General features: G+C 66.5%; 25 protein-coding genes and 1 pseudogene. 13 read left to right on the top strand and 13 right to left on the bottom strand.

All coding sequences use genetic code 11. The features are described 5' to 3' along the window. Positions 1-198: pseudogene (locus tag SF06_RS17955) on the top strand (IS110 family transposase); the annotation flags it as partial. A gap of 15 nt (positions 199-213) precedes the next feature. Here SF06_RS17955 and argP read toward each other — a convergent pair. Beyond that, positions 214-1,110 carry an HTH-type transcriptional regulator ArgP gene (argP, locus tag SF06_RS06465; RefSeq protein ID WP_027590412.1) on the bottom strand — a complete coding sequence of 299 codons (897 nt, stop codon included), beginning with the start codon at positions 1,108-1,110 and terminating at the stop codon, positions 214-216. A gap of 116 nt (positions 1,111-1,226) precedes the next feature. Here argP and SF06_RS06470 point away from each other — a divergent pair, with 116 nt between their 5' ends. Together SF06_RS06470 and SF06_RS06475 are read left to right on the top strand one after the other, a co-directional pair. Then, the gene (locus SF06_RS06470) at positions 1,227-1,859 is read left to right on the top strand and encodes a trimeric intracellular cation channel family protein (RefSeq protein WP_037008862.1); all 633 of its coding nucleotides are present in this window, start codon (positions 1,227-1,229) and stop codon (positions 1,857-1,859) included. Between the two features lie 79 nt (positions 1,860-1,938). Next, complete coding sequence (locus tag SF06_RS06475) at positions 1,939-4,692, top strand: response regulator (RefSeq protein ID WP_039560389.1); 2,754 nt, start codon at positions 1,939-1,941, stop codon at positions 4,690-4,692. Between the two features lie 66 nt (positions 4,693-4,758). Here the strand turns inward: SF06_RS06475 and SF06_RS06480 are convergent, their stop codons facing one another. Then, a complete protein-coding gene (locus SF06_RS06480) occupies positions 4,759-6,417 on the bottom strand; it encodes a cation acetate symporter (RefSeq protein WP_027590409.1) in 1,659 nt (552 codons plus the stop codon). After that, on the bottom strand, positions 6,414-6,725 hold the full coding sequence (locus SF06_RS06485) for a DUF485 domain-containing protein (RefSeq protein ID WP_027590408.1): 312 nt from the start codon (positions 6,723-6,725) through the stop codon (positions 6,414-6,416). Before SF06_RS06485 ends, SF06_RS06480 begins: the two co-directional genes overlap by 4 nt. Positions 6,726-6,998: 273 nt before the next feature. On the opposite strand from SF06_RS06485, the gene SF06_RS06490 reads away from it, so the two are divergent. The 3 genes from SF06_RS06490 to SF06_RS06500 all read left to right on the top strand — a co-directional run bounded on the left by SF06_RS06490 (position 6,999) and on the right by SF06_RS06500 (position 9,793). Beyond that, positions 6,999-7,217, top strand: coding sequence for a DUF2061 domain-containing protein (locus tag SF06_RS06490; RefSeq protein ID WP_027590407.1), 219 nt, complete (start codon positions 6,999-7,001; stop codon positions 7,215-7,217). A gap of 69 nt (positions 7,218-7,286) precedes the next feature. Then, positions 7,287-8,834 carry a glycoside hydrolase family 17 protein gene (locus SF06_RS06495; protein ID WP_052199740.1) on the top strand — a complete coding sequence of 516 codons (1,548 nt, stop codon included), beginning with the start codon at positions 7,287-7,289 and terminating at the stop codon, positions 8,832-8,834. A gap of 122 nt (positions 8,835-8,956) precedes the next feature. Continuing rightward, positions 8,957-9,793, top strand: a complete 837-nt coding sequence (locus tag SF06_RS06500; RefSeq protein ID WP_027590406.1) for a DMT family transporter — start codon at positions 8,957-8,959, stop codon at positions 9,791-9,793. A 158-nt stretch (positions 9,794-9,951) separates the two neighbouring features. On the opposite strand, the gene pdxH is transcribed toward SF06_RS06500, so the two are convergent. From pdxH to SF06_RS06520, 4 genes are all read right to left on the bottom strand, one after another. Then, complete coding sequence (pdxH, locus tag SF06_RS06505; RefSeq protein WP_027590405.1) at positions 9,952-10,599, bottom strand: pyridoxamine 5'-phosphate oxidase; 648 nt, start codon at positions 10,597-10,599, stop codon at positions 9,952-9,954. A 49-nt stretch (positions 10,600-10,648) separates the two neighbouring features. After that, the gene (locus SF06_RS06510) at positions 10,649-11,242 is read right to left on the bottom strand and encodes an OmpA family protein (protein WP_051587425.1); all 594 of its coding nucleotides are present in this window, start codon (positions 11,240-11,242) and stop codon (positions 10,649-10,651) included. Between the two features lie 174 nt (positions 11,243-11,416). Beyond that, on the bottom strand, positions 11,417-12,565 hold the full coding sequence (locus SF06_RS06515; protein WP_039560390.1) for an EstA family serine hydrolase: 1,149 nt from the start codon (positions 12,563-12,565) through the stop codon (positions 11,417-11,419). Between the two features lie 128 nt (positions 12,566-12,693). Further along, the gene (locus SF06_RS06520) at positions 12,694-14,979 is read right to left on the bottom strand and encodes an alpha-amylase family protein (protein ID WP_039560391.1); all 2,286 of its coding nucleotides are present in this window, start codon (positions 14,977-14,979) and stop codon (positions 12,694-12,696) included. Between the two features lie 166 nt (positions 14,980-15,145). Here SF06_RS06520 and SF06_RS06525 point away from each other — a divergent pair, with 166 nt between their 5' ends. The 3 genes from SF06_RS06525 (at position 15,146) to SF06_RS06535 (ending at position 18,543) form a co-directional block, all read left to right on the top strand. Next, positions 15,146-16,534, top strand: a complete 1,389-nt coding sequence (locus SF06_RS06525; protein ID WP_407681074.1) for an adenylate/guanylate cyclase domain-containing protein — start codon at positions 15,146-15,148, stop codon at positions 16,532-16,534. A 66-nt stretch (positions 16,535-16,600) separates the two neighbouring features. After that, positions 16,601-17,890 (top strand): M18 family aminopeptidase, encoded by a 1,290-nt coding sequence (locus SF06_RS06530; protein ID WP_039560392.1) that lies wholly within the window; start codon positions 16,601-16,603, stop codon positions 17,888-17,890. Beyond that, entirely contained in the window at positions 17,890-18,543 is a 654-nt protein-coding gene (locus SF06_RS06535; RefSeq protein ID WP_039560393.1) for an HAD family hydrolase, read from the top strand. Before SF06_RS06530 ends, SF06_RS06535 begins: the two co-directional genes overlap by 1 nt. Before the next feature lie 78 nt (positions 18,544-18,621). On the opposite strand, the gene SF06_RS17960 is transcribed toward SF06_RS06535, so the two are convergent. The 6 genes from SF06_RS17960 to SF06_RS06565 are packed head-to-tail and all read right to left on the bottom strand — an operon-like array spanning position 18,622 to position 22,399. Next, positions 18,622-19,065, bottom strand: a complete 444-nt coding sequence (locus SF06_RS17960; RefSeq protein ID WP_052155491.1) for a c-type cytochrome — start codon at positions 19,063-19,065, stop codon at positions 18,622-18,624. 13 nt (positions 19,066-19,078) lie between these two features. Further along, entirely contained in the window at positions 19,079-19,519 is a 441-nt protein-coding gene (locus SF06_RS06545; RefSeq protein ID WP_052199741.1) for a c-type cytochrome, read from the bottom strand. Continuing rightward, entirely contained in the window at positions 19,512-20,063 is a 552-nt protein-coding gene (locus SF06_RS06550) for a methylamine dehydrogenase light chain (protein ID WP_027590396.1), read from the bottom strand. Before SF06_RS06550 ends, SF06_RS06545 begins: the two co-directional genes overlap by 8 nt. 21 nt (positions 20,064-20,084) lie before the next feature. Continuing rightward, positions 20,085-20,675 (bottom strand): methylamine dehydrogenase accessory protein MauD, encoded by a 591-nt coding sequence (gene mauD, locus SF06_RS06555; protein WP_027590395.1) that lies wholly within the window; start codon positions 20,673-20,675, stop codon positions 20,085-20,087. 15 nt (positions 20,676-20,690) lie between these two features. After that, the gene (locus SF06_RS06560; protein ID WP_051587423.1) at positions 20,691-21,248 is read right to left on the bottom strand and encodes a MauE/DoxX family redox-associated membrane protein; all 558 of its coding nucleotides are present in this window, start codon (positions 21,246-21,248) and stop codon (positions 20,691-20,693) included. Positions 21,249-21,253: 5 nt separating this feature from the next. Then, positions 21,254-22,399, bottom strand: coding sequence for an amine dehydrogenase large subunit (locus SF06_RS06565; RefSeq protein WP_052199742.1), 1,146 nt, complete (start codon positions 22,397-22,399; stop codon positions 21,254-21,256). A 311-nt stretch (positions 22,400-22,710) separates the two neighbouring features. Between SF06_RS06565 and SF06_RS06570 the strand changes: the two genes are divergently transcribed. Genes SF06_RS06570 through SF06_RS06585 form a run of 4 tightly spaced genes read left to right on the top strand, consistent with a single transcriptional unit; the run spans position 22,711 to position 26,418 of the window. After that, positions 22,711-23,763 (top strand): ABC transporter substrate-binding protein, encoded by a 1,053-nt coding sequence (locus SF06_RS06570; protein WP_027590394.1) that lies wholly within the window; start codon positions 22,711-22,713, stop codon positions 23,761-23,763. A gap of 12 nt (positions 23,764-23,775) precedes the next feature. Then, a complete protein-coding gene (locus tag SF06_RS06575; RefSeq protein WP_052199743.1) occupies positions 23,776-24,648 on the top strand; it encodes an ABC transporter permease in 873 nt (290 codons plus the stop codon). Beyond that, on the top strand, positions 24,635-25,432 hold the full coding sequence (locus SF06_RS06580) for an ABC transporter permease (RefSeq protein ID WP_039560394.1): 798 nt from the start codon (positions 24,635-24,637) through the stop codon (positions 25,430-25,432). Before SF06_RS06575 ends, SF06_RS06580 begins: the two co-directional genes overlap by 14 nt. Further along, positions 25,429-26,418, top strand: a complete 990-nt coding sequence (locus SF06_RS06585) for an ABC transporter ATP-binding protein (protein ID WP_039560395.1) — start codon at positions 25,429-25,431, stop codon at positions 26,416-26,418. Before SF06_RS06580 ends, SF06_RS06585 begins: the two co-directional genes overlap by 4 nt. The last annotated feature ends 108 nt before the right edge of the window (positions 26,419-26,526 follow it).

A 26,526-nucleotide genomic window follows, 5' to 3' on the forward strand; every position in this document is an offset into this window, starting at 1 on the left:
CCGCAACTAGCTACCACGGGTGATACCACACGATTCCGACCAAACCCCGCACTACAGCACCGTGCGGAGCGCCTGAGGAGCCGCGGCAAGAGCGGCAAGCAGATCGTTTGCGCGGCGATGCGCAAGCTGCTGCACATCGCCTATGGAGTACTCAAATCCGGCCAGCCCTTCGACCCCAAACTGGCGCTTGCGCGGTAGGGAGCAAGACGGTATCTACGTCACGGGCATCAGCAGGCGCGGCGCGGCCTCGACGATCTGCCGCGACAGGTGCTCCATGCGCGGCGATTGCACCTTCCAGGTGTGCCAGTACAGCGCCACATCGCGCGGCGCGTCCGGAGTCAGGTCGAGCACCTCGCCGCCGGCCAGCGCGTCGCGGATCAGCAGCTCCGGCACCATGCCGTAGCCCAGGCCGTAGCGGATGGCCTGGTAGTGCGGCTCGGCCCCCGGCACGTAATGGGTCGGATAGGCGCCCGGCGGCAGGCCGAAACGCTCCAGCAGGAAGGCGGACTGCAGGCGGTCCTTGCGGGTGTAGGCGACAACCGGCGCGCGGCGTGCGGCGGCGCGCGTCAGGCCGTGGGGGAAGAAGCGCTGGCGGAACGGTTCGCTGGCCACCAGCCGGTAGCGCATGATGCCCAGCGGCGCCGCCGTGCAGCCTCGCATCGGCTTGGGCTCGGTGCTGATGCAGCCGATGGCCAGACCGCTTTCCAGCAGGCTGTAGGTGTAGTCCTGGTCCTCGACGGTCAGGTCCAGCAGCACCCGCTCGCGGATCAGCACCTCGGCCAGCGCCGGGAAGAACCAGGTGCCCAGGCTGTCGGCATTCAGCGCCGCGACCACCACCAGCGGCGCGTCGCTCTGCTCGGCCAGCTCGGCCAGCAGGTCGGCCTCCAGCAACTGGGCGCGGCGCAGGTACTGCAGCAGACGCTGGCCCAGCTCGGTGGGCCGGCACGGCCGGCTGCGCACCACCAGCGGCGTGCCCAGGGTGCTTTCCAGGGCGCGCACCCGCTGGGAAATGGCCGGCGAGGTGAGGTGCAGGCGCGCCGCCGCCTGCTCAAAGCTGCCGCATTCGATCACGGCCCGGAAAGCCTGCGTTTGTCTAGGGTCCAACTGCATGACAGCGCCCGGATTAAGAAAATGTTTGTATACCCTAAAAAACCTTAGCCATGTTCATTTTCCCGGCGGCCCACGGATAATCGCGCCCCTCACATCCGCGTGCTCCGGAGCCTGTCGTGACCCTCACCCTGCTGTACGTCATCTACCTGATCGCCATCACCGCCGAAGCCATGTCCGGGGCCATCATGGGCATGCGGCGCGGCATGGATCTGTTCGGCATCAGCCTTCTGGGCACGGTCACCGCCTTGGGTGGCGGCACCGCCCGCGACGTACTGCTCGGTCACTACCCAGTGGGCTGGATCGCGCACCCCGAGTACCTGTCCTTCACCATCGGCGCGGCCATCGTCACAGCCTTCATCGCACGCCAGATGCACCATCTGCGCAAGCTGTTCCTGATTGTCGACGGCCTGGGCCTGGTGGCCTTCACCGTGATCGGCTGCGACGTGGCCATGGGCATGGAGGCGCACCCCTCCATCGTGGTGCTGGCCGGCGTGATCACCGGCATCTTCGGCGGTCTGCTGCGCGACATCCTGTGCAACGAGGTGCCCATGGTGCTGCGCCGCGAGCTGTACGCCACCGTAGCCCTGTTCACCGGCGTGCTCTACGTGTCCCTGCTGTGGCTGGGCATCGACATCCAGATTGCCTCGCTGGCGGCGCTGGTGTCGGGTTTCCTGCTGCGCATGCTGGCCATCCGCTTCGGCTGGCGCCTGCCGCAGTACGATTCCGAGAACATTCGCGGACTGGATTGATCGGTATCACACCCTCCGACTGCCCGATGAGCGGTCGTCTCGCTACACTCACGCCATCGGTCAACCAGGGGACTCCAGTGTGTTAAGCCAACTCGGCATCAAGGGTCGCGTCCTATTGCTGACCCTCTTGCCCACCAGCCTGCTGGCCTTGCTGCTGGGTATCTACTTCACCTCGATGCAACTGGCGGACCTGCAGTCACAGTTGCTGCAACGCGGTCAGATGGTCACCGAGCACCTTGCACCGCTCACCGCGCCAGCGCTGCCCAACAGCGATCCCGCACTGCTGCAGCGCATCGCCAGCAAGGCGCTCGAACAGCCCGACGTGCGTGCGGTGACGCTGTATGACCAGGACGGTCAGATGCGCGCCCATGCCGGGCCGAACATGCTGCCGCAGACCCGTCCCGTCCGCCGAACCGATCAGCCGCAACGGCTGACCGACCGGGATACCACGCGCTTCATCCAGCCGATCCTTATCAGCCACCTGACCCTTGGCGAGGCCGCTGCCACTGACGACCGGCCGCTGGGCTGGATCGAGCTGGAAATTTCCCACCAGGGCACCCTGCTGCGCGGCTACCGCAGCCTGTTCGCCAGCCTGATGCTGATCGGCGCCTGCCTGGGGGTGGCCGCGCTGCTGGCCCTGCGCATGAGCCGGGCGATCAACGTGCCGCTGACGATCATCCAGAAGGGCGTGGCGCGCCTGAAGGACGGCGATCTGCAGACCCGCCTGCCGGACCTGGGCAGCCGCGAGATGGACCAGTTGGCCGCCGGCATCAACCGCATGGCCGCTGCCCTGCAGAATGCCCAGGAGGAGCTCCAGCACAGCATCGAGCAGGCCACCGAGGACGTGCGCCAGAACCTGGAAACCATCGAGATCCAGAACATCGAGCTGGACCTGGCGCGCAAGGAGGCGCTGGAGGCCAGTCGCATCAAGTCGGAGTTCCTGGCCAACATGAGCCACGAGATCCGCACACCGCTCAACGGCATCCTCGGCTTCACCAAGCTGCTGCTGCGCAACGAACTGACCCCGCGCCAGCGCGACTACCTGCAGACCATCCAGAAGTCCGCCAACAACCTGCTGGGCATCATCAACGAGATCCTCGACTTCTCGAAGATCGAGGCCGGCAAGCTGGTGCTGGAGAACGCACCGTTCAACCTGCGCGACCTGCTGCAGGACACCCTGACCATGCTGGCCCCGGAAGCGCATGGCAAGCAGCTGGAACTGGTCTGCCTGATCTACCGCGATACACCGCAGTCGCTGGTCGGCGATTCGCTGCGCCTCAAGCAGGTACTCACCAACCTGGTGAGCAACGCCATCAAGTTCACCCACCAGGGCACCGTGGCCGTGCGCGCCATGGTGGAGGACGAAGACGACGAACGCGCACAGCTGCGCATCAGCGTCAGTGACACCGGCATCGGCCTGTCGGAGGACGATCTGCGCCAGCTGTTCCATGCCTTCAGCCAGGCCGACAACTCCATCAGCCGCCAGGCCGGCGGCACCGGCCTGGGCCTGGTGATCTCCAAGCGCCTGGTCGAGCAGATGGGCGGCGAGATCGGCGTGGAAAGCGTGCCGGGCCAGGGTTCGGACTTCTGGATCAGCATCAGCCTGCCCAAGGCCGAGCCGCTGGACGAGGAAACCTGCGAAGACCTGCGCGGCCTGCGCGTCGCGCTGCTGGATGGCCACGACCTGGCTCGCCAGGCGCTGCGTCATCAACTGGAAGACGCCGGTCTCGAGGTACTCGAGTACGCCAACCCCGGCGAGCTGCTGGAGGCGGTGGCCAACTCCCCGGATGCCCGCCCGATCGAGCTGACGGTGCTGAGCATCGACAGCCGCAGCCTGCCGCCGGAACGGCTGGGACAGTACCTGCACGAGCTGGAAGCCCAGAGCTGCAAGGCGCTCATCCTCTGCCCGACCACGGACCAGATGCTCTACAACCAGGAGCTCGGCGACGAACATCAGCAACTGCTCAGCAAGCCGATCTGCACGCGCCAGCTGCATAACGGCCTGTGGGAGCTGCGCGGCGGCCGTCCGGCGAGCCGCAACGAATCTCCTGCTCCACTGGCGGGCCAGTCGCGTCCGCCGCGCCTGCTGTGCGTGGATGACAACCCGGCCAACCTGCTGCTGGTGGAAACCCTGCTCGCCGACCTGGGGGCAGAGGTCACCGCGGTGGACAGCGGCTTCGCCGCCGTCGAGCAGGTGCGCCGGCACAGCTTCGACCTGATCTTCATGGACGTGCAGATGCCCGGCATGGATGGCCTGAAGGCCACCGAGGTGATCCGCGCCTGGGAAACCGAGCAGGCCCGGGCACAGACGCCCATCGTCGCCCTTACCGCCCACGCCCTGGCCAACGAACGGCGCGCCCTGCTGCAGGGCGGCATGGACGATTACCTGACCAAGCCGATCAACGAGCACCAGCTCAGCCAGGTGGTGCTCAAGTGGACCGGTCTGAGCCTGCGCGGCGGTCAGCCGGTACGTCCGAGCGAGCCGGCGGGCGAACCCGGCAGCGGCCTGCCGGTACTGGACTCCGAGGAAGGCCTGCGCCTGGCCGCCGGCAAGGCTGACCTGGCGGCCGACATGCTGGCCATGCTGCTGGATTCGCTGAACGCCGACCGTCAGGCCATCCTGATCGCCTGGGAGCGCTGGGACCGCGAGGCGCTGATCGAGCGCATCCACCGCCTGCATGGCGCCACCCGTTACTGCGGCGTGCCCCAGCTGCGTGCCGCCTGCCAACGCTGCGAAACCCTGCTCAAGCAGGACGCGCCGGAGGCACACGAAGCGCTGGAAGTGCTCGACGAAGCCATCCAGCGTCTGTCGCGGACGGCGGTGACGGCCTGACGCTCATCCATTCCGGAAACGAAAAAGGCAGCCTCGCGGCTGCCTTTTTCATTGGTGGGACAGGGATCAGTGCGCGACAGCGCCGCTGGCACCGAGGCCGGTCTGCGAGCGGATGAACTGCGGCAGGAAGCGCGCGCGCTCCTCGCTGGCGGCCTGGGACTTGTCGGTGACCGAGAAGAACCAGGTGGTGGCGAAGGCGACGATCATCGAGAACAGCGCCGGGTACTCGTAGGGGAAGATCGCCTGGGCGTTGCCCAGGATGCTCACCCACACGGTCGGGCTGAGGATGGTCAGCACCACCGCGGTACCCAGGCCGAGGATCCCGCCGAACAGCGCGCCGCGGGTGGTCAGGCCCTTCCAGTACATGGAGAGGAACAGCACCGGGAAGTTGCAGCTGGCGGCGATCGAGAAGGCCAGGCCGACCATGAAGGCGATGTTCTGCTTCTCGAAGGCGATACCCAGCAGGATGGCGACCACACCCAGGGCCAGGGTGGTGATCTTGGTGACCTTCAGCTCGTCCTGCTCGCGGGCCTTGCCCTTCTTGATGACGCAGGCGTACAGGTCATGGGACACCGCCGAGGCACCGGCCAGGGTCAGACCGGCCACCACGGCCAGGATGGTGGCGAACGCCACGGCCGAGATGAAGCCCAGGAACAGGTTGCCACCCACGGCGCTGGCCAGGTGTACAGCGACCATGTTGTTACCGCCGACGATGGCGCCCGAGGCGTCCTTGAACTCCGGATTGGTGCCCACCAGCAGGATGGCGCCGAAGCCGATGATGAAGGTCAGGATGTAGAAGTAGCCAATGAAGCCAGTGGCGTAGAACACCGACTTGCGGGCTTCCTTGGCGTCCGCCACGGTGAAGAAGCGCATCAGGATATGCGGCAGGCCGGCGGTGCCGAACATCAGCGCCAGGCCCAGCGAGATCGCGGAGATCGGGTCGCTGACCAGACCGCCGGGGCTCATGATCGACTCGCCCTTGGCGTGCACGCTGATCGCTTCGGAGAACAGGCGGCCGAAGTCGAAGCCGACGTGCTTCATCACCATGATGGCCATGAAGGTGGCGCCAGAGAGCAGCAGGATCGCCTTGATGATCTGCACCCAGGTGGTGGCCAGCATGCCGCCGAACAGCACGTACATGACCATCAGCACCCCGACCAGCACCACGGCGACCAGGTAGTCCAGGCCGAACAGCAGCTGGATCAGCTTGCCAGCGCCGACCATCTGGGCGATCAGGTAGAAGGCCACCACGGTCAGCGAGCCGAAGGCGGAGAGGATGCGGATCTGGGTTTGGCCGAGGCGGTAGGAAGCCACGTCGGAGAACGTGAACTTGCCCAGGTTGCGCAGGCGCTCGGCGATCATGAACAGGATGATCGGCCAGCCCACCAGGAAGCCGATCGAGTAGATCAGGCCGTCATAGCCGGAGGCGAACACCAGGGCGGAAATACCCAGGAACGAGGCGGCGGACATGTAGTCGCCGGCGATCGCCATGCCGTTCTGGAAACCGGTGATGCTGCCACCGGCGGTGTAGTAGTCGGAGGTCGAGGTGTTGCGCTTGGCGGCCCACTTGGTGATGCCCATGGTGGCTGCGATGAACACCAGGAACATGACGATGGCCGTGTAGTTGGTGGCCTGCTTGACCACTTCGCCTTCCAGGGCACCGGCCGCCCACAGGCTGGGGGCGACGAACAGCAGGGCGGCACCTGCCAGGAGACGGGACATCATTGCTGCGCCTCCTCGATGATTTCCGCGGTCAGGTCGTCAAATTCGCCGTTGGCGCGCTTGACGTAGATGCCGGTCAGGATGAATGCGGAGAAGATCAGGCCCAGACCTGCGGGGATGCCCCAGGTGATGGACGAGTCGGCGCTGATGCGCGTGCCGAACAGCTGGGGATCGAATGCGATCACCAGGATGTAAGCCACGTAGAGGCCGAGCATGATGGCGGACAGGGTCCAGGCGAAGCGACCGCGACGGGCCACCAGTTCTTTGAAGCGCGGACTTTGTTCAATCCGCTGGGTTACAACGTCGTACATCTTGTTCTTGTCCTAAAAGCCAGGGAATTCTGGACGGGGGGCACTCTAAGCCCCTGCCCCGTCAACAAAAGTCGACATTGGTCGAATTGGCCGCCGGTCGCAAAAGGTTGCTGTGGTCGACATTTCCTGAGTTGGCCTGCCCGAAGGCCGCGCCGTTATTCCATCGTCAAAAAGCTATCACCCCCATACAGGAGAAAAATTTTCTCAATCGACCCGTCCCCGCTAAGGTTCACGCAAACGACAACGATTCCCAACTCAATCCGGGGACTCCACATGCTCAAGACCGCTACCTTCACCGTCATGCACTTCTGCATTGCCTTCGCGGTGACCTATGTCCTGACCGGCAGCGTGGCCATCGGGGGACTGGTGGCGGCCATCGAACCCCTGTGCAACTCGGTGGGCTTCTACTTCCACGAGAAGCTCTGGGAGCGCTTCGGAAAGTCGGCCCCCGCCCCCGTTCCGGAACATGCCTGGCTGCACCATCAGGCCTGATCCGCCAAGCGGACCGGCAGGGTCGTTGGACGGCGCTAAGCTGCAAGGACGCTTCCGCCGGCCCGCCCCATGCGACCACGCCTTCACTACCTCGCCTTCCTGCTGTTTTTCGCCCTGCTGCTGAGCGCCTGCTGGGCCTGGCTCGGTCGCAGCCATCCGCTGGCCGACGCCATCGCCGACGACCAGCGTCTGCAATGCGTGTCGTACAGCCCGTTCGGCCGTGAGCAGTCGCCCTTCGACCTGCCGCTGCGTCTGGACAGCGCCCAGCTGGATGCCGATCTGGCACTGCTCGCTCAGCGCTTTTCCTGCATACGCCTCTATTCGATGAGCGGGCTGGAGGCCCTGCCGGCGCTGGCCCGCAAGCACGGCCTCACGCTCCTGCTGGGCGCCTGGGTCAATGCCGATCCACGGGATACCGAAGCCGAGATCCGCCTGCTTATCGAGACCGCCCGCGCCTACCCCGATGTGGTCCGGGCGGTGCTGGTGGGCAATGAAACCCTGCTGCGTCGTGAGGTCACCGCCGCGCAACTGGCCCGCTTGATCGAGCGGGTCCGCGACAACGTGCCGCAACCGGTCAGCTACGCGGATGTGTGGGAATTCTGGCTGCGCCACCCGGAAATCGCCCCGGCGGTGGATTTCCTTACCGTACATCTGCTGCCCTACTGGGAGGACGAACCCAAGGGCATCGACAGCGCGCTGGACGAGGCTGCCCGTGTTCACGACGAGTTTGTTCAACGTTTCGCTCCCAAGGACATCCTGATTGGCGAAACCGGCTGGCCCAGCCAGGGCCGGCAGCGGGAAACCGCCGTGCCCAGCCCACTCAACCAGGCGCGCTTCATTCGCGGCTTCGTGCAACAGGCCGAGGCCCAGGGCTGGCGCTACAACCTCATCGAAGCCTTCGATCAACCCTGGAAGCGGCGCAGCGAAGGCACCGTGGGCGGCTACTGGGGGCTGTTCGACGCCGATCGCGCCGACAAGGGGGTACTGAGCGGGCCGGTATCCAACCTGCCGGACTGGCCGGTGTGGCTCGCGCTCGCGCTGGCCCTGTACGGAGCGGCCCTGTTGCTGGCCGGGCCGGGTACGCGGCTCTGGCTGCCGCCGCTGGCGGCACTGGGTGCGGGCTGCGTGGCGTTCCAGGCGCAACAGCTCGCGGTGATCAGCCGCAGCCCGGCGGAGTGGCTGTGGGGTTCCACACTGATATGCCTCAATCTGCTGGTGCTGGCCCAGGCGGCGTTGTCAGCCACCGCACGGCGCCGAACCTGGCCATGGCTCGACGCGCCGCTGTTGCTGGCCAGCGGTTTTGCCGGCGCGGTGCTGATGCTCGGACTGGTGCTGGATGCGCGCTATCGTGGGTTTCCCTGGTACGCGCTGTTGTTTCCGGCCATCTTCTTCCTGCTGCACCCGCGCCCCATCCGCCCGCGCGAGGGGCGTTTACTGGCAGGCGTGCTGGCGCTGGGCATCCCGTTGCAGCTATGGCAGGAAGGAATCGTCAATGGCCAGGCCGTGGCCTGGGCGCTGACCTGCGCACTGCTGGCCGTGGCGCTCATGCGCGCTGCGCGGCGAGCACTGCCCGCACATAGCCCGCTTCCGAAACCCGAGCCCTGCACGAACCAGTAGGAGCGAACCTGTTCGCGAGCCGCCCGGTGTGGCCGGCCAGGTGTCGGCCTGCCTCGCGGACAGGTCCGCGCCTACCAAAAGCGCTTACCCTACGCACCCTTGCCCTATCTACCGGAGCCCCCATGACCCCACGACGCGCCCTGCTCGGGCTGCACATCGGCGCACTGGCGTTCGGCCTGACCGGCGTGTTCGGCAAACTGGCGCTCGCCGCACCGCTGGTGATCGTCTTCGGACGCGCGCTGTTCGCGGTGATCAGCCTGCTGCCGCTGGCCTGGCGGCATGCCCGGCCAGGCTGGCGCCAATTGTTGCTGCTGGCCGGTGGCGGCCTGCTGCTGGGCGGGCACTGGCTGACGTTCTTCCACGCGGTGAAGCTGTCCGGGGTAGCGGTGGCGACCCTGGGCTTCGCCAGTTTCCCGGCCTTCACCGTGTTGCTGGAAGGGCTGCTGTTCCGCGAGCGCATTCGGGGCATGGAATGGCTGACTCTGGTGCTGGTGAGCGCCGGGCTGCTGCTGGTGACCCCCCAGTTCGAACTGGCCAGCACACAGACCACCGGGCTGCTGTGGGCCGTGCTATCCGGACTGCTGTTCGCCCTGCTGTCGGTGGCCAACCGCGCCTCGGTGAAGGGCATCCACCCGTTCCAGGCGGCACTCTGGCAGAACCTGACCATCGCCCTGTGCCTGCTGCCGCTGGCATGGCATCTGCTGCCAGCGGTGAGGCCACTGGACTGGCTGTGGCTGGGACTGCTCGGCGTGTTCTGCACGGCCATTGCCCACAGCCTGTTCGTGGCCAGCCTGAGTGTGCTCAAGGCGCGCAGCGCGGCGCTGGTCTTCGCCCTGGAGCCGGTCTACGGCATCGCCGTGGCCTGGTGGCTGTTCGACGAACAGCCCACCCTGCGCATGGCGGCCGGCGGGGCGCTGATCCTACTGGCGATTGCCCTCTCCGCCCGCCAGAAGCATTAGCCACGAGGCTCGGCAGACTGCGTTTGCAGGGCGATCGGCGCCTTTCCGGCCGCCGATGAGTCGAGAACCCTGCAGCCTCGTAGGGTGGACAACGCCTTGTTTGTCCACCGTGGCGACCCGCACCCGGGTCGCGGCTGAAGCCCCCCCTACAAGATCTCTTACGGCGCCAGTCGTTCGCGCACCCAGGCGTCGCCGACCCTGCGGTAATTCAGGCGGTCGTGCAGTCGGCTGGGCCGACCCTGCCAGAACTCGATGCGCTCCGGTACCAGACGGTAGCCGCCCCAGTGCTCGGGGCAATGCGGTTCCTGGTCGCGGAAGCGTTCCTCGGTGTCGCGCAGCAACTGTTCCAGCTCGTGGCGCCCTGCGATCACCCGGCTCTGCGGCGAGGCCCAGGCGCCGAGACGGCTGCCCAGCGGACGCACACGGTAATAGGCATCTGACTCCTCGGCGCTGACCCGCTCGATGCGGCCTTCGATGCGCACCTGGCGTTCCAGGGTTGGCCAGAAGAAGGTCATGGCTGCGAAGGGATTGGCCCTGAGCTGCTCGCCCTTGGCGCTGTCGTAGTTGGAGAAGAAGGTGAAGCCCTGTTCGTCGAGGCCCTTGAGCAACAGCACCCGACAATGCGGGCGACCGTTGGCATCCACGGTGGCCAGGGTCATGGCGTTGGGCTCGACCGGCAGGTGCTCGGTTTCGACGGCCTGGGCGAACCAGGTGCGGAACAGGGCCAGCGGTTCGGCCGGCGCCTGTTCTTCGGTGAGACCGTCGCGAACGTATTCGCGACGCATATCGGCAAGGCTGGGGGACATGGTCGTCTCCGGAAGGTAGAAACGGCCCCCAGCTTAACCGAGACGCCGCTTACTTGGCTGCAAGCTTGGTGGCGCTGGCGCGGTAGTCGGCAGCCACGGCGGCCAGGGCCTTCTGCTCGGTCACCAGGATTTCCACGCGACGGTTCTTGGCACGGCCGTCAGCGCTGTCGTTGCTGGCCACCGGCTGGGCGCCGCCCAGACCCAGCGCCTGCAGGCGATCGTGCTTCAGACCACTCAGACGGAAGATGGATGCCACGGCGCGGGCGCGGGACTGGCTCAGCTTGGCGGCGGCTTCGGTGTTCAGGGTGTTGTCCAGGTGACCCACGATCAGCACGCCGGCTTCGGTGTTGCCACCCACCTGCTTGGCCACGGTGGTGATGGGTTTCAGGCTGGCCGGCAGCAGCATGTCGGGGCGATCGGCGTTGAAGGTGGTATCGGCCGGAGCGGTCACCACCAGCGCGTTGTCGATGCGGCTGAGGGTGAAGCTGCTGCCCGCCATTGCGGTGCGCAGGGCGGTTTCCTGGCTGTCCAGCCAGGACTGGGAGACCTCGGGACGCGCGCTGCCAGTGTTGCCCGTGGAGCTGCAACCCGCTACAGCCATGCAGAGCATCAGGGTCGCGGAGTGGATCATTTTCATATTCATGGACGGTTGCCCTAGCACAAAAGTTGATAACAGCAGTCGGTTTCAGACCGCCCGTTCATTGGCATGCCAGTGGCATTTTGCCGGCAGGCGAGGAATACGCAAGATATTGGCGCCAGCCAGCTGACGGACGGTAAGCACTTGAAAGACTGCGTAAATCGCTCGCCTATTGGCCGATCAGGCCAGACAGGCGGCTACCACCCGGGCCAACTGCTGCGCACGCGGATCCATCAGCACATAGGGTCCCAATGTATTTGTCACGAAACCGAAGCTAAGTTCCCGCTGCGGATCGGCGCAGCCGACGGAGCCGCCAGCGCCAGGGTGGCCGAAGGTACCCGGTCCGAGACCATAGGTGGCATTGGCGACGCCCGACTGGTCGAGCATACAGCCGAGACCGAAGCGGGTGGAGGTCAGCAGGGTGCGGTCCTCACCCCGACAATGTTCACGGGTCAGCTCGGTGAGCAGCTCCGGCTCGAGCAACCGACCCTCCAGCAGGCCGGTGTAGAAGCCGGCCAGCGAGCGGGCATTGCCATGACCGTTGGCCGCTGGCTGGTGCATGCGGCGCCATTCCGGGCGGTTGGTGCTGGTCAGCACGGAAGGCGGATTGGTGAAGGCACGGGTGGTGAGCGACTGCGGCTCGCGCATGATGGTGCGCAGCAGCCGCTGGGCGGCTTCGTCTCCGACGGGTCCCTTGCCCCGGGCGATGTGGGCCACGCGGTGAAATTCGGCGTCGTCCAGGCCGATATGGAAATCCAGACCCAGCGGTTTGGCGGTGCGCGCAACGATGACCTCGCCCGGCTCGCGGCCTTCGACACGGCGCAGCAACTCGCCAACCAGCCAGCCAAAGGTGATCGGCGCGTAACCGTGGGCGGTCCCCGGCGTCCACCACGGCTCCTCGGCGGCCAGTGCCGCACACATGGCTGGCCAGTCGTACAGCGCCTCGCCCGGCAGCGGAGCGCGAATGGCGGGCAGTCCGGCCTGGTGGCAGAGCAACTGGCGCACGGTGATGCGCTCCTTGCCGGCGGCGGCGAATTCCGGCCAGTAGCGGGCCACCGGAGCATCCAGTTCCAGCTTGCCCTCACCCACCAGTTGCAGGGTGGCGACGGCGGCGAAGGCCTTGGTGCAGGAAAACAGGTTGAGCAGGGTGTCCTGCTGCCACATTTCCTGGCCGTCCTTGTCCGCAGGGCCGGCCCACAGGTCCACGACCGTCTCGCCGGCGACCTGCACGCAGAGCGCCGCGCCGCGCTCACCGGGATTGTCGAACAGAGCGGCGAACGCGTCGCGAACCGCCTCGAAACGCAGGTCGAAATAGCCTTGGATCTGCACGCTCGCACTCCGGGGTATCGATTGGATGGGCGGTATTGTCGGCGCGGCGCGGCGCGTGCGGCAAGTTTGTGCGCAGCAACCCTGCAGGGCCGGCCTTAGGCGGGCCGACGGCGTATAGGGGACGGCGGTTATGGCGCCGTGCGCTCGGCCGGGGGCAGCCAGCGGCGCAGCAGGCGCAGGTTGGCGCGACGCACGGCGTCGACGAAGCCGTCGAATGGCACGTCGGTGATGGCCACCAGGCCGACATGGCCGTTCTCGCCGTCCAGCAGGCGGCCCGTCACCGGCTGGTCCAGATACTGGAACCAGTGCAGGCCGACAATCACCGGCTCCTGCAGGGCCCGCTCGAGAAAGTGTGCATAGGCGGCGCCTCGCGCGGTTTCGCCTGGCACCTCCAGCGGCCCCGGCCAGAAGGGCCCGCGATCCCGCGAGCCGAAGGAAAACTCAGCGATCAGGACCGGCCTGTTCAACGCGTGCAGCGCGGTGAAATCCTGGCCTTGCCGGGGTGCCCGAGTGTAGGTGTTGAGGCTGAGGACATCGCAATAGCGCGCGCAGGCGGCCAGCGCTTCCGGCGTGGCGATGGAGAAGCGCCCGCCCAGCAGCAGGTGGTTCGGCGCATGCCAGGCCAGCGCCTCGGCGACGGTGCGGAAGTAGGTGTCGGCGTACAGCGCCAGGAAGCGCCGCAGATCGTCTTCGATGGCCGGATGGGCCGGGTCGGGCAGCGGCGCCTCGAAGCCGGGGTCCTCCATCAGCTCCCAGGCCGGCAGCTCGATGCCCCAGGCGGCCGCCAGCCCCTGCTGGTTGCGGTAGCGGTCGCGCAGCTGTTTCAGGAAGGCGCGCTTGGCCGGCACATCGGTGGTCTGGCGCAGGGTGTTGTAGGCCAGCGCGTAGCGGGCCTGGGGCGTGTCACCAGGCGCCGCCCAGGGCAGTTCGTTGTCGACGAAGTAGCCGATCAGCCACGGATCCTCGCGCCGCCCGCGCGCGGCAATGGCCACCGCGCGCTCGGCGGCCATCGCGAAACGCGGATCGAACGGGTCGGGCATGGCACCCCACCAGTCGTGGCCGGTGGGGATGCTGGCGTAGTCACCGGCAATGGACAGCGGCAGCACATAGGGCATGCGCGGCTGTTCGTGCAGCTCCGCATCGCTCCAGTTGCCCAGCGTGTTGAAGCCCCAGGCCTGCAGGCGTGCCAGGGTCTGTTCGGGCCACAGGGCGTTCACCGCCTGGGTGCGCAGGACGAGGCAGGCGGTCTCGTCGCGGCGCTCGGCGTCGGGCAGCGATTGCCGCGTCCGGCAGGGTGCACAGGGCTCGTGGCGCTCGCAGGCCTGCTCGGCCTGGGCGCGGTAGCGGTTGGCGCTGTAGAAATCGAACCAGCGACCGTGGGCGAACTGCCGCTCGCGCGTGGCCATCACACCGGTGCGGCTGTCGCCCTGGCCATAGAACAGCGCCAGCGGCTCATGGGGCGCCGGCAGCGACTGGAACATTACTTCGCGCCCCTGCACGTAGGTCTGGCTGTGCTGGCGGCTCACCGCATTGACCCCCAGCGAGAAGAACGGGTGGCCGTCCGGTGTCACCAGGTACCAGCGCTCCGCCTGTTTCTCGGTGCGGAAGAAGCCGGTGGCCTCGAAGCGCGCACCGCCGCGCAGGCCACCGAAACGATCACGCTCAGGCAACTGGCGGTTCCAGCTGTCCAGCGCCGCACTGGCATTGTCGAGCAGACGGCGCAGCTGGCTGTCAGCGTTGATCTTGTCGCCCCAGGCGCGCCGGGTGTACTGGCCATAGCCATCAACCAGCCCCTGGTAGGCGGTCACCAGCTCATCGCTGGCGCTGACGCCGAACTGGCCGAGCAGGATGTGCTGCGGCACATCGGGATTGCGCAGGTAGACCTTGACCGCGCGCACCCGATCCAGGCTGATCTCCCCCTGCACCTGGGTGGCCACCAGCAAGCGCCGGCCGCCCTGCGACCAGGGCATCGGCGGACCGGCGCGCATGCCCCAGGCCTCCGGCGAGGTGGCCTGCAGGGGCACGGCGAGGGTCTGCGTCGGCCCGGTTGGCAGGCCGATCCGCGCCTCCAGCGCCTGGCCATCGCCGCTTTCGATACGCACATGCAGGGTCAGGTCCCACTCCATCGCGTTGCGCAGGCGCAGGGTCATGGTGCGCTGGCCGGTCCAGTCCCAGACGCCGTCCTGCGGTTCGAGCGACAGCGTCGGCTGCGCGGCATTGTTGAAGCTCAGGCGTCGCAGGATGGCGCCCTCCGGGGTGGTTTCCGCGGTCAGTTCCGGGAACCAGGCATCCTCGGTGGACACCTGCACCACATCCAGCGGGCGAACGAAGCTGAACAGGGTCTGTTCGTCAGCCTGCAAGAACAGGGGCAGGCCGCTCCCCACCAGCATCAGCACCCAGCGCCACCGCCGCATCGCCTGCCCTCCTTTCCTTGCGCCCGGGCCAATAGACCACGACGACCGGCAAGGGTGCGGAGGGCGGCCCAAAGGCTGGCGCGGCCCGTCGCACCGCTTGGCCCCTTCCTTCCGCTTGGTTATGATCCGGCACCTGGCTTTGCAGTAGCGTACACAGGGAAACGTCGTGCCTATCAAGTCCGCCATCGTGTCCGGTTCCCGGGGAAGCCTCCTGCCCCTTCGCGACTACTACTCCCGTGTGCTCGCCTACCTCACGGTGGCCGCCACCGTCGTAACCGGCACCTATGTGCAGCACTGCCCGCAGGAAATCCTCTGGATGGTGCCCTACACCCTGCTGTACCCCCAGCTGGCCCACCTGCTGAGCCGCCCGTTCCACCGGCGCAACCCGCAACGAACCGACCAGGCGCTGCTGCTCCTGGATGCCCTGCATGCCGGCTTCGCCCTGGTGCTGCTTGGCCTGTCGGCCATCCCCGCGCTGATGATCCTGCTGATCCTCGGCTTCAGCGCCATGATCGGCGGCGGCGTGCTGTCATTCCTGATGACCCTGCTGGTAGCCGGCCTCACGGCGCTGGGCTACGCCTACCACCGGCCGCCGGAACTGCACCTGGACACCCCGCCGCTGGTGGTGCTGGTGAGCATCCTGTCCAGCGGCCTGTACATCTGCATCACCGCCTATTTCGTGCACCAGCAGAGCCTCAAGCTCTACCTGGCACGCAGCGAGATCCAGCGCGAACAGGAAAAGGCCGCGCGGCTGGCACGCAGCCTGTCCAAGTACCTGTCGCCGCAGATCTGGGAATCCATCTTCAGCGGCCGCAAGAGCGTGTGCCTGGAAACCCAGCGCAAGAAACTCACGGTGTTTTTCTCGGACATCAAGGGCTTCACCGAACTCTCCGAGGAGCTGGAGGCCGAGCAGCTCACCGACCTGCTCAACACCTACCTCAACGACATGTCGAAGATCGCCCTCAAGTACGGCGGCACCATCGACAAGTTCGTCGGCGACTGCGTGATGGTGTTCTTCGGCGACCCGACCACCGAAGGGGCGCGCAAGGATGCCGTGGCGGCGGTGTCCATGGCCATCGCCATGCGCAAGCACATGAAGGTGCTGCGCCAGCAATGGCGCGCCCAGGGCATCACCAAGCCGCTGGAAATCCGCATGGGCCTGAACACCGGCTACTGCACGGTGGGCAACTTCGGCGCGGAAACGCGCATGGACTACACCATCATCGGCCGCGAGGTGAACCTGGCCAGCCGCCTGGAAAACGCGGCGGAGATCGGCGAGATCCTCATTTCCCACGAAACCTATTCACTGGTGAAGGACGTGATCATGTGCCGCGACAAGGGACAGATCACCGTCAAGGGCTTCGCCCGGCCGATCCACATCTACCAGGTGATCGACTTCCGCCGCGACCTGGGCGCCTCGCCCAGCTTCATCGAGCACGAATTGCCCGGCTTCTCCATGTACCTGGACACCAACAGCCTGCAGCAGCTCGACAAGGAGCATGTGATCGAGGCGTTGCGCGAGGCGGCGGACAAGCTGCGCGACAAGATCATCTGAGACGGTGCCGCGCCTCAGCTGCGGACAAATCCGATACACTGCCGCCACTGTTGTTCGGAGTCCGTCATGCGTGCTGAGCTCACCCAAGGTCTGATCGATTTCCTCAAGGCGTCACCCACCCCCTTCCATGCCACCGCCACCCTCGCCCAGCGACTCGAATCCGCTGGCTACCAGCCGCTGGATGAACGCCAGCCCTGGCAGTGCGAGCCGGGCGGCCGCTACTACGTCACCCGCAACGATTCCTCGCTGATCGCCTTCAAAGCCGGCACCCGCAGCCCGCTGGAAGGTGGCCTGCGCCTGGTCGGCGCGCACACCGACAGCCCCTGCCTGCGCGTCAAGCCGCAGCCCGAGATGCAGCGTCACGGCTTCCTGCAACTGGGCGTGGAGGTCTACGGCGGCGCGTTGCTGGCGCCCTGGTTCGACCGCGACCTGTCGCTGGCCGGCCGCGTGACCTTCCGCCGCGACGGCCGGGTGGAAAGCCAGTTGATCGACTTCCAGGCGCCCATCGCGGTCATTCCCAACCTGGCCATCCACCTCAATCGCGAGGCCAACCAGGGCTGGGCGATCAACGCGCAGAACGAGTTGCCGCCGATCCTCGCCCAGATCGCCGGCGCCGAGCCCTACGATTTCCGCGCCCTGCTGGCCGACCAGCTGAGCCGCGAGCATGAGCTGACCGCCGACATCATCCTCGACTTCGAGCTCAGCCTGTACGACACCCAGCCCGCCGCCGTGGTGGGCCTGCATGGCGATTTCATCGCCGGCGCGCGCCTGGACAACCTGTTGTCCTGCTACGCCGGCCTGCAGGCGCTGCTGGCCGCCGACGACGAGCAGAGCTGCGTGCTGGTGTGCACCGACCACGAGGAAGTTGGCTCTACCTCCTGCTGCGGCGCCGATGGCCCGTTCCTGGAACAGACCCTGCAGCGCGCCTTCGCCGCCGGCGAGGACCTGGTGCGCATCACCCAGCGCTCGCTGCTGATCTCCGCCGACAACGCCCACGGCCTGCATCCGAACTACCCGGACAAGCACGACGGCAACCACGGCCCGAAGCTCAACGCCGGCCCGGTGATCAAGGTGAACAGCAACCAGCGCTACGCCACCAGCAGCGAAACCGCCGGCTTCTTCCGCCACCTGTGCCTGGAGAACGAAGTGCCGATGCAGAGCTTCGTGACCCGCAGCGACATGGGTTGCGGCTCGACCATCGGCCCGATCACCGCCAGCCGCCTGGGCGTGCCGACGGTGGACATCGGTCTGCCGACCTTCGCCATGCACTCGATCCGCGAGCTGGCCGGCAGCCAGGATCTGGAGCATCTGGTGAAGGTGCTGACCGCCTTCTACAACAGCGCCGAGCTGGCCTGATGGCGCTGGCGATCTTCGATCTGGACGAAACCCTGATCGCCGGCAATAGCCCCAGCCTCTGGGGCCGTTACCTGGGCGCGCAGGGCTGGCTGGATCTGGAGCAGTTCGTGCCGCGCGAGCAGGCGATGGTACGGCTGTATGCCGAGCGCCAGTTGACGCTGGAAGACTACCTGGCCTTCACCCTGCAACCGCTGGCCGGTCGCACGCCCGCCGAATGCCGGGCGCTGGCCGATCGGTTCGCGGTCGAGGTGATCGCGCCGCTGTTCTATGCCGAGGCGCTGCAGTGCCTGGAGCGCCATCGCGAAGCCGGTGACCAGATCCTGGTGATCTCCGCCACGCAGCGCTTCCTGGTCGAAGCCATCTGCGCGCAGCTGGACATCCAGCACGCGCTGGGCACCGACATGGAGGTGATAGACGGTCGCTACACTGGCCTCACCCAGGGCATCCTCACCTATCGGGAAGGCAAGATCGCAGCGCTGCACGCCTGGCAACGCCAGCAAAGCCGGCCCGCCGAAACCTGTCACTTCTATTCGGATTCGCAGAACGACCTGCCGCTGCTCTGCGCGGTCGACGTCCCGCACGCCGTCAACCCGGATGCGACCCTGCGCGCCCACGCCGAGGCGCAGGGCTGGGACATTCTCGACTGGCGCTGACTGCGCAGGGTGGTCAACGCTATGCCTGGCCACCACGGCGGCCAAGGCTGCGCCTTGACCGCCCTAAGGTTCAAGACGTCACGGCCAGGGATAATCCGGAACCTCGTAGCCCGCGAGGTTCAGCTCTTCCGTAACATCGCGGCGCAGCGCCACCACATCCTCCACGGGCCTGGCTCGCAGTGCCGTCACTTCCTCTGCCGTGAACGGCTTGCGTGCACCGGGCTCGCCCCAGCGTTCGCCCACATAGTTCATCACCGCGGCGATCTCGCGATCCGTGAGACTGGCACCGTTGATGCCCGGCACGTGCATCAGGTACAGGCGGCTGTTCTCGGTCGAGAAGAAGCCATCGACATACTTGGGAAACGGCGGGATGCCACCCGCTGGAACCCCCATGCCGTCCTGCCCGTGGCATCCGGCGCAGCGCAACTGATAGTTGACCGATGCCGAATACTCCTGGGCCGACAGCACGGGGGCAGCCAGTGATAGCCCCATCGCTACCACCCACGACTGCCACCGTTGCATAGTGCTACCTCGCTTACAGATTCTGCGGCCGCAGGGCACGCAGTTGCGCATGGGTCTGAGCCGGACTGCGCGCCTGCTCCACATCCGCCGCGCTCACCGAGGCCGGCACACCGTTGAGCTTCAACAGGTAGCTGGCCACTTGCGCCAGCTCGTCGCTGGGCAGGTTGCTTTGCGGCGGCATCACCAGGCCGATGTACAGCTGGCCCATGGCGGTGAGCTTGCCGCTCATGCCGGATGCCATCACGCCGGTGAGATACTGCGGAGCCTGCTCGCCGAGGCCCTGCCACAGCCCGGGATGCGCCAGCGGCGGGGCCAGTCCGGGGATGCCTTCGGCACTGGCGCCATGACAGCTGGCGCAGTGCTTCTGGAACAACGCTTCACCGGCCTGGGCAGTACCGCCCAGGGCCAGCAGCAGGGCGCAGAGCGCCCCGCCTTTTACAGCCAGATCACGCATCGGCCAGCCCCACCACCACCGACACCGTGCAGTGGTAGCCCTTGTTGGTGTTGGCCATGCACCAGTTGATGTCGTTGTGCAGACCCATGCGGTAGCCGGGACGCTCGCGCTCGCTGCGGAAGCAGAAGGTGGAGCTGGCCACCGAGGCCTTGCCGCAGCAGTCGTTGTAGGAGACCAGGTAGTCCTTGCCGTCGTTGGGGTTACGGCAGGTTCCGACCCAGGCTACCTTGGACGCTTCGCTGCCGGGCGGGCAGGACGTCATGGTGCCGCCGGAGGTGCTGCACAGGTTGCCGTCCAGGGCGCAGTGGCGCCAGTAGTCACAGCTGTATTCGTCATTGACGTCGCCACCGGCGCCGGTGGCGGCCATCGCCAGGCCGCCCAGGGAGCGGTCGAACGGCAACAGCGGCATGGCCATGGTACCGGCCAGCGCCACGCCGGCCTTGGCCAGGAAGGAGCGGCGACCGGTTTGCATGGCCGTCTTTCGCGCGCCGGCTTCGGCGGTCTTGTCGATGACGGTGAACAGGCGATCAAAGAACTTGGACATGATTGATGACTCCACGGGGGATCAGGAATGTGCGGTACGGCTGGCGAAGTCCTGGATCGACGCGTAACCGGTTTCGGCGGCGTTGAAGAGGCTTTCCAGCTGTTCGCGGGTGTTGACCAGACCCTTGGCCTTGACCACACCTTCGCCATCGAGCAGGACCGCGAACGGCAGACGCGCCACCCGGAAGGTCACGCCCAGCTGCTCGGAGATCACGTAGGGGAACTGCTCCAGCTCGGCACGGGCGATGAAGTCGCGGTGACGCGCTTCCTCGCCATCGCTGGCCAGCACCACGTCCAGCCAGGTTTCGCTCTGGCGAATGGACGCAAGCACCGGCAGCAGCTTCTTGCAGATCGGACAGGTCGGCGACAGGAAGAAGATCAGGGTGTGTTTCGGAGAAACCGCACCGATCTGCACCAGGCCGCCGGTCAGGCTCGGCAGGTTGAAGGCGGGAGACACCTCGCCCAGCTTCGGCCCGCTGTCATTGACCATGGCGCCGACGGGAGAGATACGTTCGAACAGGATGCCGATCTGGCGGGCCAGGGCGAAGACCATGACGATCAGTGCCAGGACCAGCACAGTGAGCACACAGACGGCGAAGATAAGTAAGGACATGGGACGGCTTCTTCTTCAGTTCGGTTGGGAAAGCGAGTTGGCCTTGCGTGCCAACAACAGGGGGCCCGGATTCGCCATCACCTGTTCGGCGATGACGTAGAGGCTGAAGGCCAACGCGCCTGCCAGCAGCGCAACAGCGGTTTCCAGCACACCAGCGAGCGTGTAGGGGATCGACAGGGCCAGACCGGCCAGCGCCATCAACACCCCGTTGCGCACCACCAGCAGCCAGGACAGCGGCTGCGCCGCCCCGCCGCAGCCACACTCGATGCGAGTGCGACCGCGCAGCAGGTTCACAGCGATGCCCAGGGCATACAGCCCCAGCAGCACCAGCGCGCCCACTGCCCCCCAGACCGCCAGCGGCGGCCAGACCAGCAGGGCCACGACGGCGAACTCGGCGGCGACCAGCAGGCGGCTGGCCACGCCCAACAGCGCGTCGGGGACCAGGCGGTAGTCGGCCACGAAGCCAACGAAGCGCCCGTAGTCAGCCGCCTTGTGCCAAGCGGCTCGCAGGAACAGCAGCGCCAGGAAGACCACCGCGGCCAGGGCTGCCAGATGAAGGACAGAGGCATTCATGGCACTTACTCGCCGGTAACTGCGTACACGGTCCACTCACCCACGCCTTCCACGGTGTGGGTCGGCTTGGCGGCGAAGCGGGCCTGCGGGTCGATCGCGTAGCGGATCAGTTCACTGTCTTCATTCAGGCCGAACAGCACCGGCTGCTTGCCATTGGTGACGGCAATAGAGGCCAAATGCGGAACCACCGAGCGGTACAGGACCTGCTTGCGCTTGAGGTCAATCGCCCACAGCTCCTCGGCACCGTTCTTGTGGCTGCCCTCCTGGGCACCGGAGTGCATGGTCAGGAACAGCACGTTGTGAGCCGCGTTGCAGGCGGACACATCGACGCCACCCGGCGCCCAGTCGCCGTCGATGCCCTCCACTACCGAGAACTTCTCGACCAGCTTCGGCGCCTTGCCGCTGTCGGAGACGCGGTACAGGTTGCCCTTGAAGGACGGGAACACCAGGTCCTGGCCAACCCGCTCGGGCACGATGAACAGGGCGTCGGCATCCGGATCGAAGAGCTTGGCGCTGCGCGCCGGGGCGGAGGCTTCGCCATTGGCCTTGACCTCGAAGGTGGCCAGGGTGCCGTCACCGCACACGGTGGTGAAGCGGCTGCCCGCCGGGGTCGGGAAGATGCCGAAGCAGCCCGGGGTCGGGATCTCGGTGAGGAACTTGCCGGCCTGCAGATCCACCACGGTCACCGAAGTGGCCGGCGTGGCGTTCTGCACGAAGGCGAAGCGCTCGTCACCGGACAGCGCCAGCACGGCGCTGGAGGGCGCGACCTGCGCCATCTTCTCGGGAATGATCACCTCGCGCTTGAGCGTGAGCGTGTCGACATCGAATTCCTGCAGCACCGCTTCGGTCGGACCGTAGGTGATGCGAGTGGCATACGCCGACATGGCGTAGGCCGTCTTGCGATCCTTGCTGTAGACCATCTGGCCGGTGATACCGACGCTCAGGATGCCCTTGTGCTCAAGGTCATCGGCCGACAGCACGTTGATGCGACTGGCTCCCTTCCAGCTCTGATCCAGAACGAAGACGTTCGCGCCCGGCTTGATGGCCTTCTCGACCGTCAATACTTCCGGAACGAAGGTTTCCGATGCCTGAGCGATGCCGACCGACAGCACACCCAGCATTGCACCCAGCGTAATACCCAAGGCTTGCATGATGTTCTCCACGTCTAGGGATACGCGCGGCCAGTATTTCGAACACCGCGCTGAACACCTCATAGCAGCAAGCGTGCCACCTTAAAAAACAAAGGGTTACGGGCACTTTTGCATGGTTTTTCGTTCCTTTTCGGTGCTTTAGCGGCCCTTCGCCATTATCCGGCGCACCTCTATGGTGCAGCGACAACGGGCTGAACGCGGTCCAGCCTGGTCTACGCTTTGCCAACGCCCCGCCTGTCATTCACCGGTCATCCAGGGCCGCCACAGTGGCGGTACCGCCCCAAGGACTCACCCCTGCAAGGAGCTGCACGATGAAACGACTGCTACTGGTTTCTCTGATGAGCGCGGCGCTGGCCGTAGGCAATCCGGCCAACGCCCAGGACCTGGCACAGCTGGAACAGGCTGCGCGCGCCGAGGGTCGCGTGGATAGCGTGGGCATGCCGGACAGCTGGGCCAACTGGAAGGACACCTGGGCCGACCTCAAGCGCCTGTACGGTCTGGAACACAGCGATACCGACATGAGCTCGGCCCAGGAGATCGCCAAGTTCGCCGCCGAGAAGAACAACGCCACCGCCGACATCGGCGACGTGGGCGCGGCGTTCGGCCCCATCGCCGTGCAGCAGGGCGTCACCCAGCCCTACAAGCCGAGCACCTGGGCGCAGATTCCCGAATGGGCCAAGGATGAGGACGGCCACTGGATGCTGGCCTACACCGGCTCCATTGCCTTCATCGTCAACACGCAGCTGGTCAAGGAGGTGCCCCGTTCCTGGGCTGAGCTGAAAACCGGCCGCTACAAGGTAGCCATTGGCGACGTCAGCTCCGCTGCCCAGGCGGTGAACGGTGTGCTGGCAGCGGCCCTCGCCAACGGCGGCGACGAGAAGAACATCCAGCCGGGCCTGGACTTCTTCGCCGACATTGCCCGTCAGGGCCGGCTGTCGCTGGCCAACCCCACCATCCAGACCCTGGAAAAGGGCGAGGTGGAAGTCGGCGTGGTCTGGGACTTCAACGGCCTGGGCTATCGCGAGCAGATCGACCCCAACCGCTTCGAAGTGCTGATCCCCTCCGACGGCTCGGTGATTTCCGGCTACACCACCATCATCAACAAGTACGCCAAGCACCCCAACGCCGCCAAGCTGGCCCGCGAGTACATCCTTTCCGACGCCGGGCAGATCAATCTGGCCAAGGGCAACGCCCGCCCCATCCGCGCCGAGCACCTGACCCTGCCGGCGGATGTGCAGGCCAGGCTGCTACCCAACGAGCAGTACGCCAATGTCCAGCCGATCAGAGACGCGGCTGCCTGGGAGAAGACCTCCCGGGCGCTGCCGCAGCTCTGGCAGGAACACGTGATCATCGAGATGCGCTAGCACGGCCAGCCCATGACGGCTCCTGCACGCCGCGCGCCGCCGTGGAGCGCCCCCCGTCGCGGCCGCTGGCTGGCGGCGCTCTGTCTGTTGCCATTCGCGCTGGTGTTCTTCGCCTTCCAGATCGCGCCGCTGCTCTGGGTGGCGGTCAACAGCCTGCAGACGGCCGACGGCTGGAGCCTGGCCAACTTCACCCGCATCCTGGAGTCGCGCTTTTATCGGCAGGCGATCAGCCACAGCCTGCAGGTGTCCTTCTGGTCGAGCCTGTTCGGCCTGCTCATCGCCCTGCTTGGCAGCTATTCGCTGCACCGGGTGGACTCGCGGCTGCGCGACTTCGTCAACGCCTTCGCCACCATGACCAGCAACTTCGCCGGGGTGCCGCTGGCCTTCGCCTTCATCATCCTGCTCGGCTTCAACGGTGCGCTCACGCTGCTGCTGCGGCAGATCGGCTGGATCGAGGACTTCAACCTCTATTCCAAGACCGGGCTGATCGTCATCTACACCTACTTCCAGATCCCGCTGGGGGTACTCCTGCTCTACCCGGCCTTTGACGCTCTGCGCGAGGACTGGCGCGAATCCGCAGCACTGCTCGGCGCATCGACCTGGCGCTACTGGTGCCACATCGGCCTGCCGGTGCTCACCCCGGCACTGGTCGGCACGTTCGTGATCCTGCTGGCCAACGCGCTGGGCGCCTACGCCACCGTGTACGCGCTGACCACCGGCAACTTCAACATCGTGCCGATCCGCATCGCCGCGCTGGTGGCCGGCGACATCAACCTAGACCCCTGGCTGGCCAGCGCCCTGGCCATGCTGCTGGTCGGCCTGATGGCGCTGATCACGCTGGTGCATCAATGGCTGCTGAGGAGGAGCTACCATGCGGCGCGCTGAACAAGGCCCTGTCCTGCTCTACCACCGGCTGGTGGTCTGGCTGCTGTTCCTGATCCTGCTGCTGCCGCTGGCCGGCACGCTGCTCTACTCGCTGGCCACCAGTTGGTCGGCGACCGTGCTGCCCAGCGGACTGACCCTCAAGTGGTACCTGGCGCTGTGGAGCGACGCGCGCTTCCTCAGCGCCTTCGGCCATTCGCTGCTGGTGTGCTTCGGCGCGCTGCTGCTGTCGGTGCTGCTGATCCTGCCGTTGCTGTTCGTGGTGCACTACCACTTCCCGCGCCTGGACGGCCTGATGAACGTGCTGATCCTGCTGCCCTTCGCCATCCCGCCGGTAGTCTCCTCGGTGGGGCTGCTGCAGGTGTACGGCAGCGGACCCCTGCCGTTGATCGGCACGCCCTGGATCCTCATTGGCTGCTATTTCACCGTGGCCCTGCCGTTCATGTACCGGGCGATCAGCAACAACCTGCTGGCGCTGAACCTGCGCGACCTGATGGACGCCGCGCGCGTCCATGGCGCCAGCACCTGGCAGGCGGCCTTCTGGGTAGTGCTGCCCAACCTGCGCAAGGGGGTGATGGTGGCGCTGTTCCTGTCCTTTTCGTTCCTGCTCGGCGAATTCGTGTTCGCCAATCTGCTGGTGGGCACCCGCTACGAGACCCTGCAGGTGTACCTGAACAACATGCGCAACAGCAGCGGCCACTTCAACAGCGCCCTGGTGATCTCCTATTTCTTCTTCGTGCTGCTGTTCACCTGGGCGGCCAACCGCCTGAACAAGGATCTGCCATGAGCTTTCTGGTCATTCAGGGACTGCACAAGCGCTACGGCGCCACACCGGTGTTCAGCGACATCGACTGCACCCTCGAGCAGGGCGAATTCGTCACCCTGCTCGGCCCCTCGGGCTGTGGCAAATCCACCCTGCTGCGCTGCGTGGCGGGCCTGACCGAGGTGGACGGCGGCACGATCCGGCTGGACGGCCAGGACCTGCTGCCCCTGCCGCCCCAGAAGCGCGGCATCGGCATGGTGTTCCAGAGCTATGCGCTGTTTCCCAACATGACGGTGGCCCAGAACGTGGCGTTCGGCCTGCGCATGCAAAGGGTGCCGCGCGCGGAAAGCGCACGGCGCGTCGCCGAGGTGCTGGCCCTGGTGGAGCTGGAAGCGCTCGCTGACCGCTATCCGCAGCAGCTGTCCGGCGGCCAGAGCCAGCGCGTCGCCCTGGCCCGTTCGCTGGTCACGCGGCCACGCCTGCTGCTGCTCGATGAGCCGCTGTCGGCGCTGGATGCGCGCATTCGCAAACACCTGCGCGAGGAAATCCGCCGTATCCAGCGGGAACTGGGCCTGACCACGCTGTTCGTCACCCACGACCAGGAGGAGGCGCTGACCCTTTCGGATCGCATCCTGCTGATGGACGCCGGGCGCATCGTGCAGAGCGGCAGCGCCGAGGCCCTGTACACCGAGCCGGCCAGTGCCTTCGCCGCCGGTTTCATCGGCCACTACAACCTGCTGGATGCCGAGGCGGCCGGGCGCCTGCTCGGCCGCTCGATGAGCCGTCGCGTGGCGATCCGCCCGGAAGCCATCCGCCTGGGCAGCGGCGACCTCAGCGGGCTGATCCGCAGCCACAGCCTGCTCGGCAACGTCATTCGCTACCACGTGGAGAGTCGCGGTGTGGAACTGTACGTGGATGTGCTCAACCGCTCCGCCGGGGACCTGTTGCCCAGCGGCCGCTCCGTGGCGCTGGAGATCGCCCCGGAGGCGGTTCGCGAGCTGGAGGGGTAAAGCGCACTGATGTGATGCCAGCCGCAAAGCGCGGCCCGGAGCGTAGGGGCGGTCGGCGCTGTTCCGGCCGCCGACTGGCGGGCCCGAGGTTGGCCAACGCGACGCGTT

This window comes from Pseudomonas flexibilis (genome assembly GCF_000802425.1).
Classification (GTDB): Bacteria; Pseudomonadota; Gammaproteobacteria; order Pseudomonadales; family Pseudomonadaceae; genus Serpens; species Serpens flexibilis.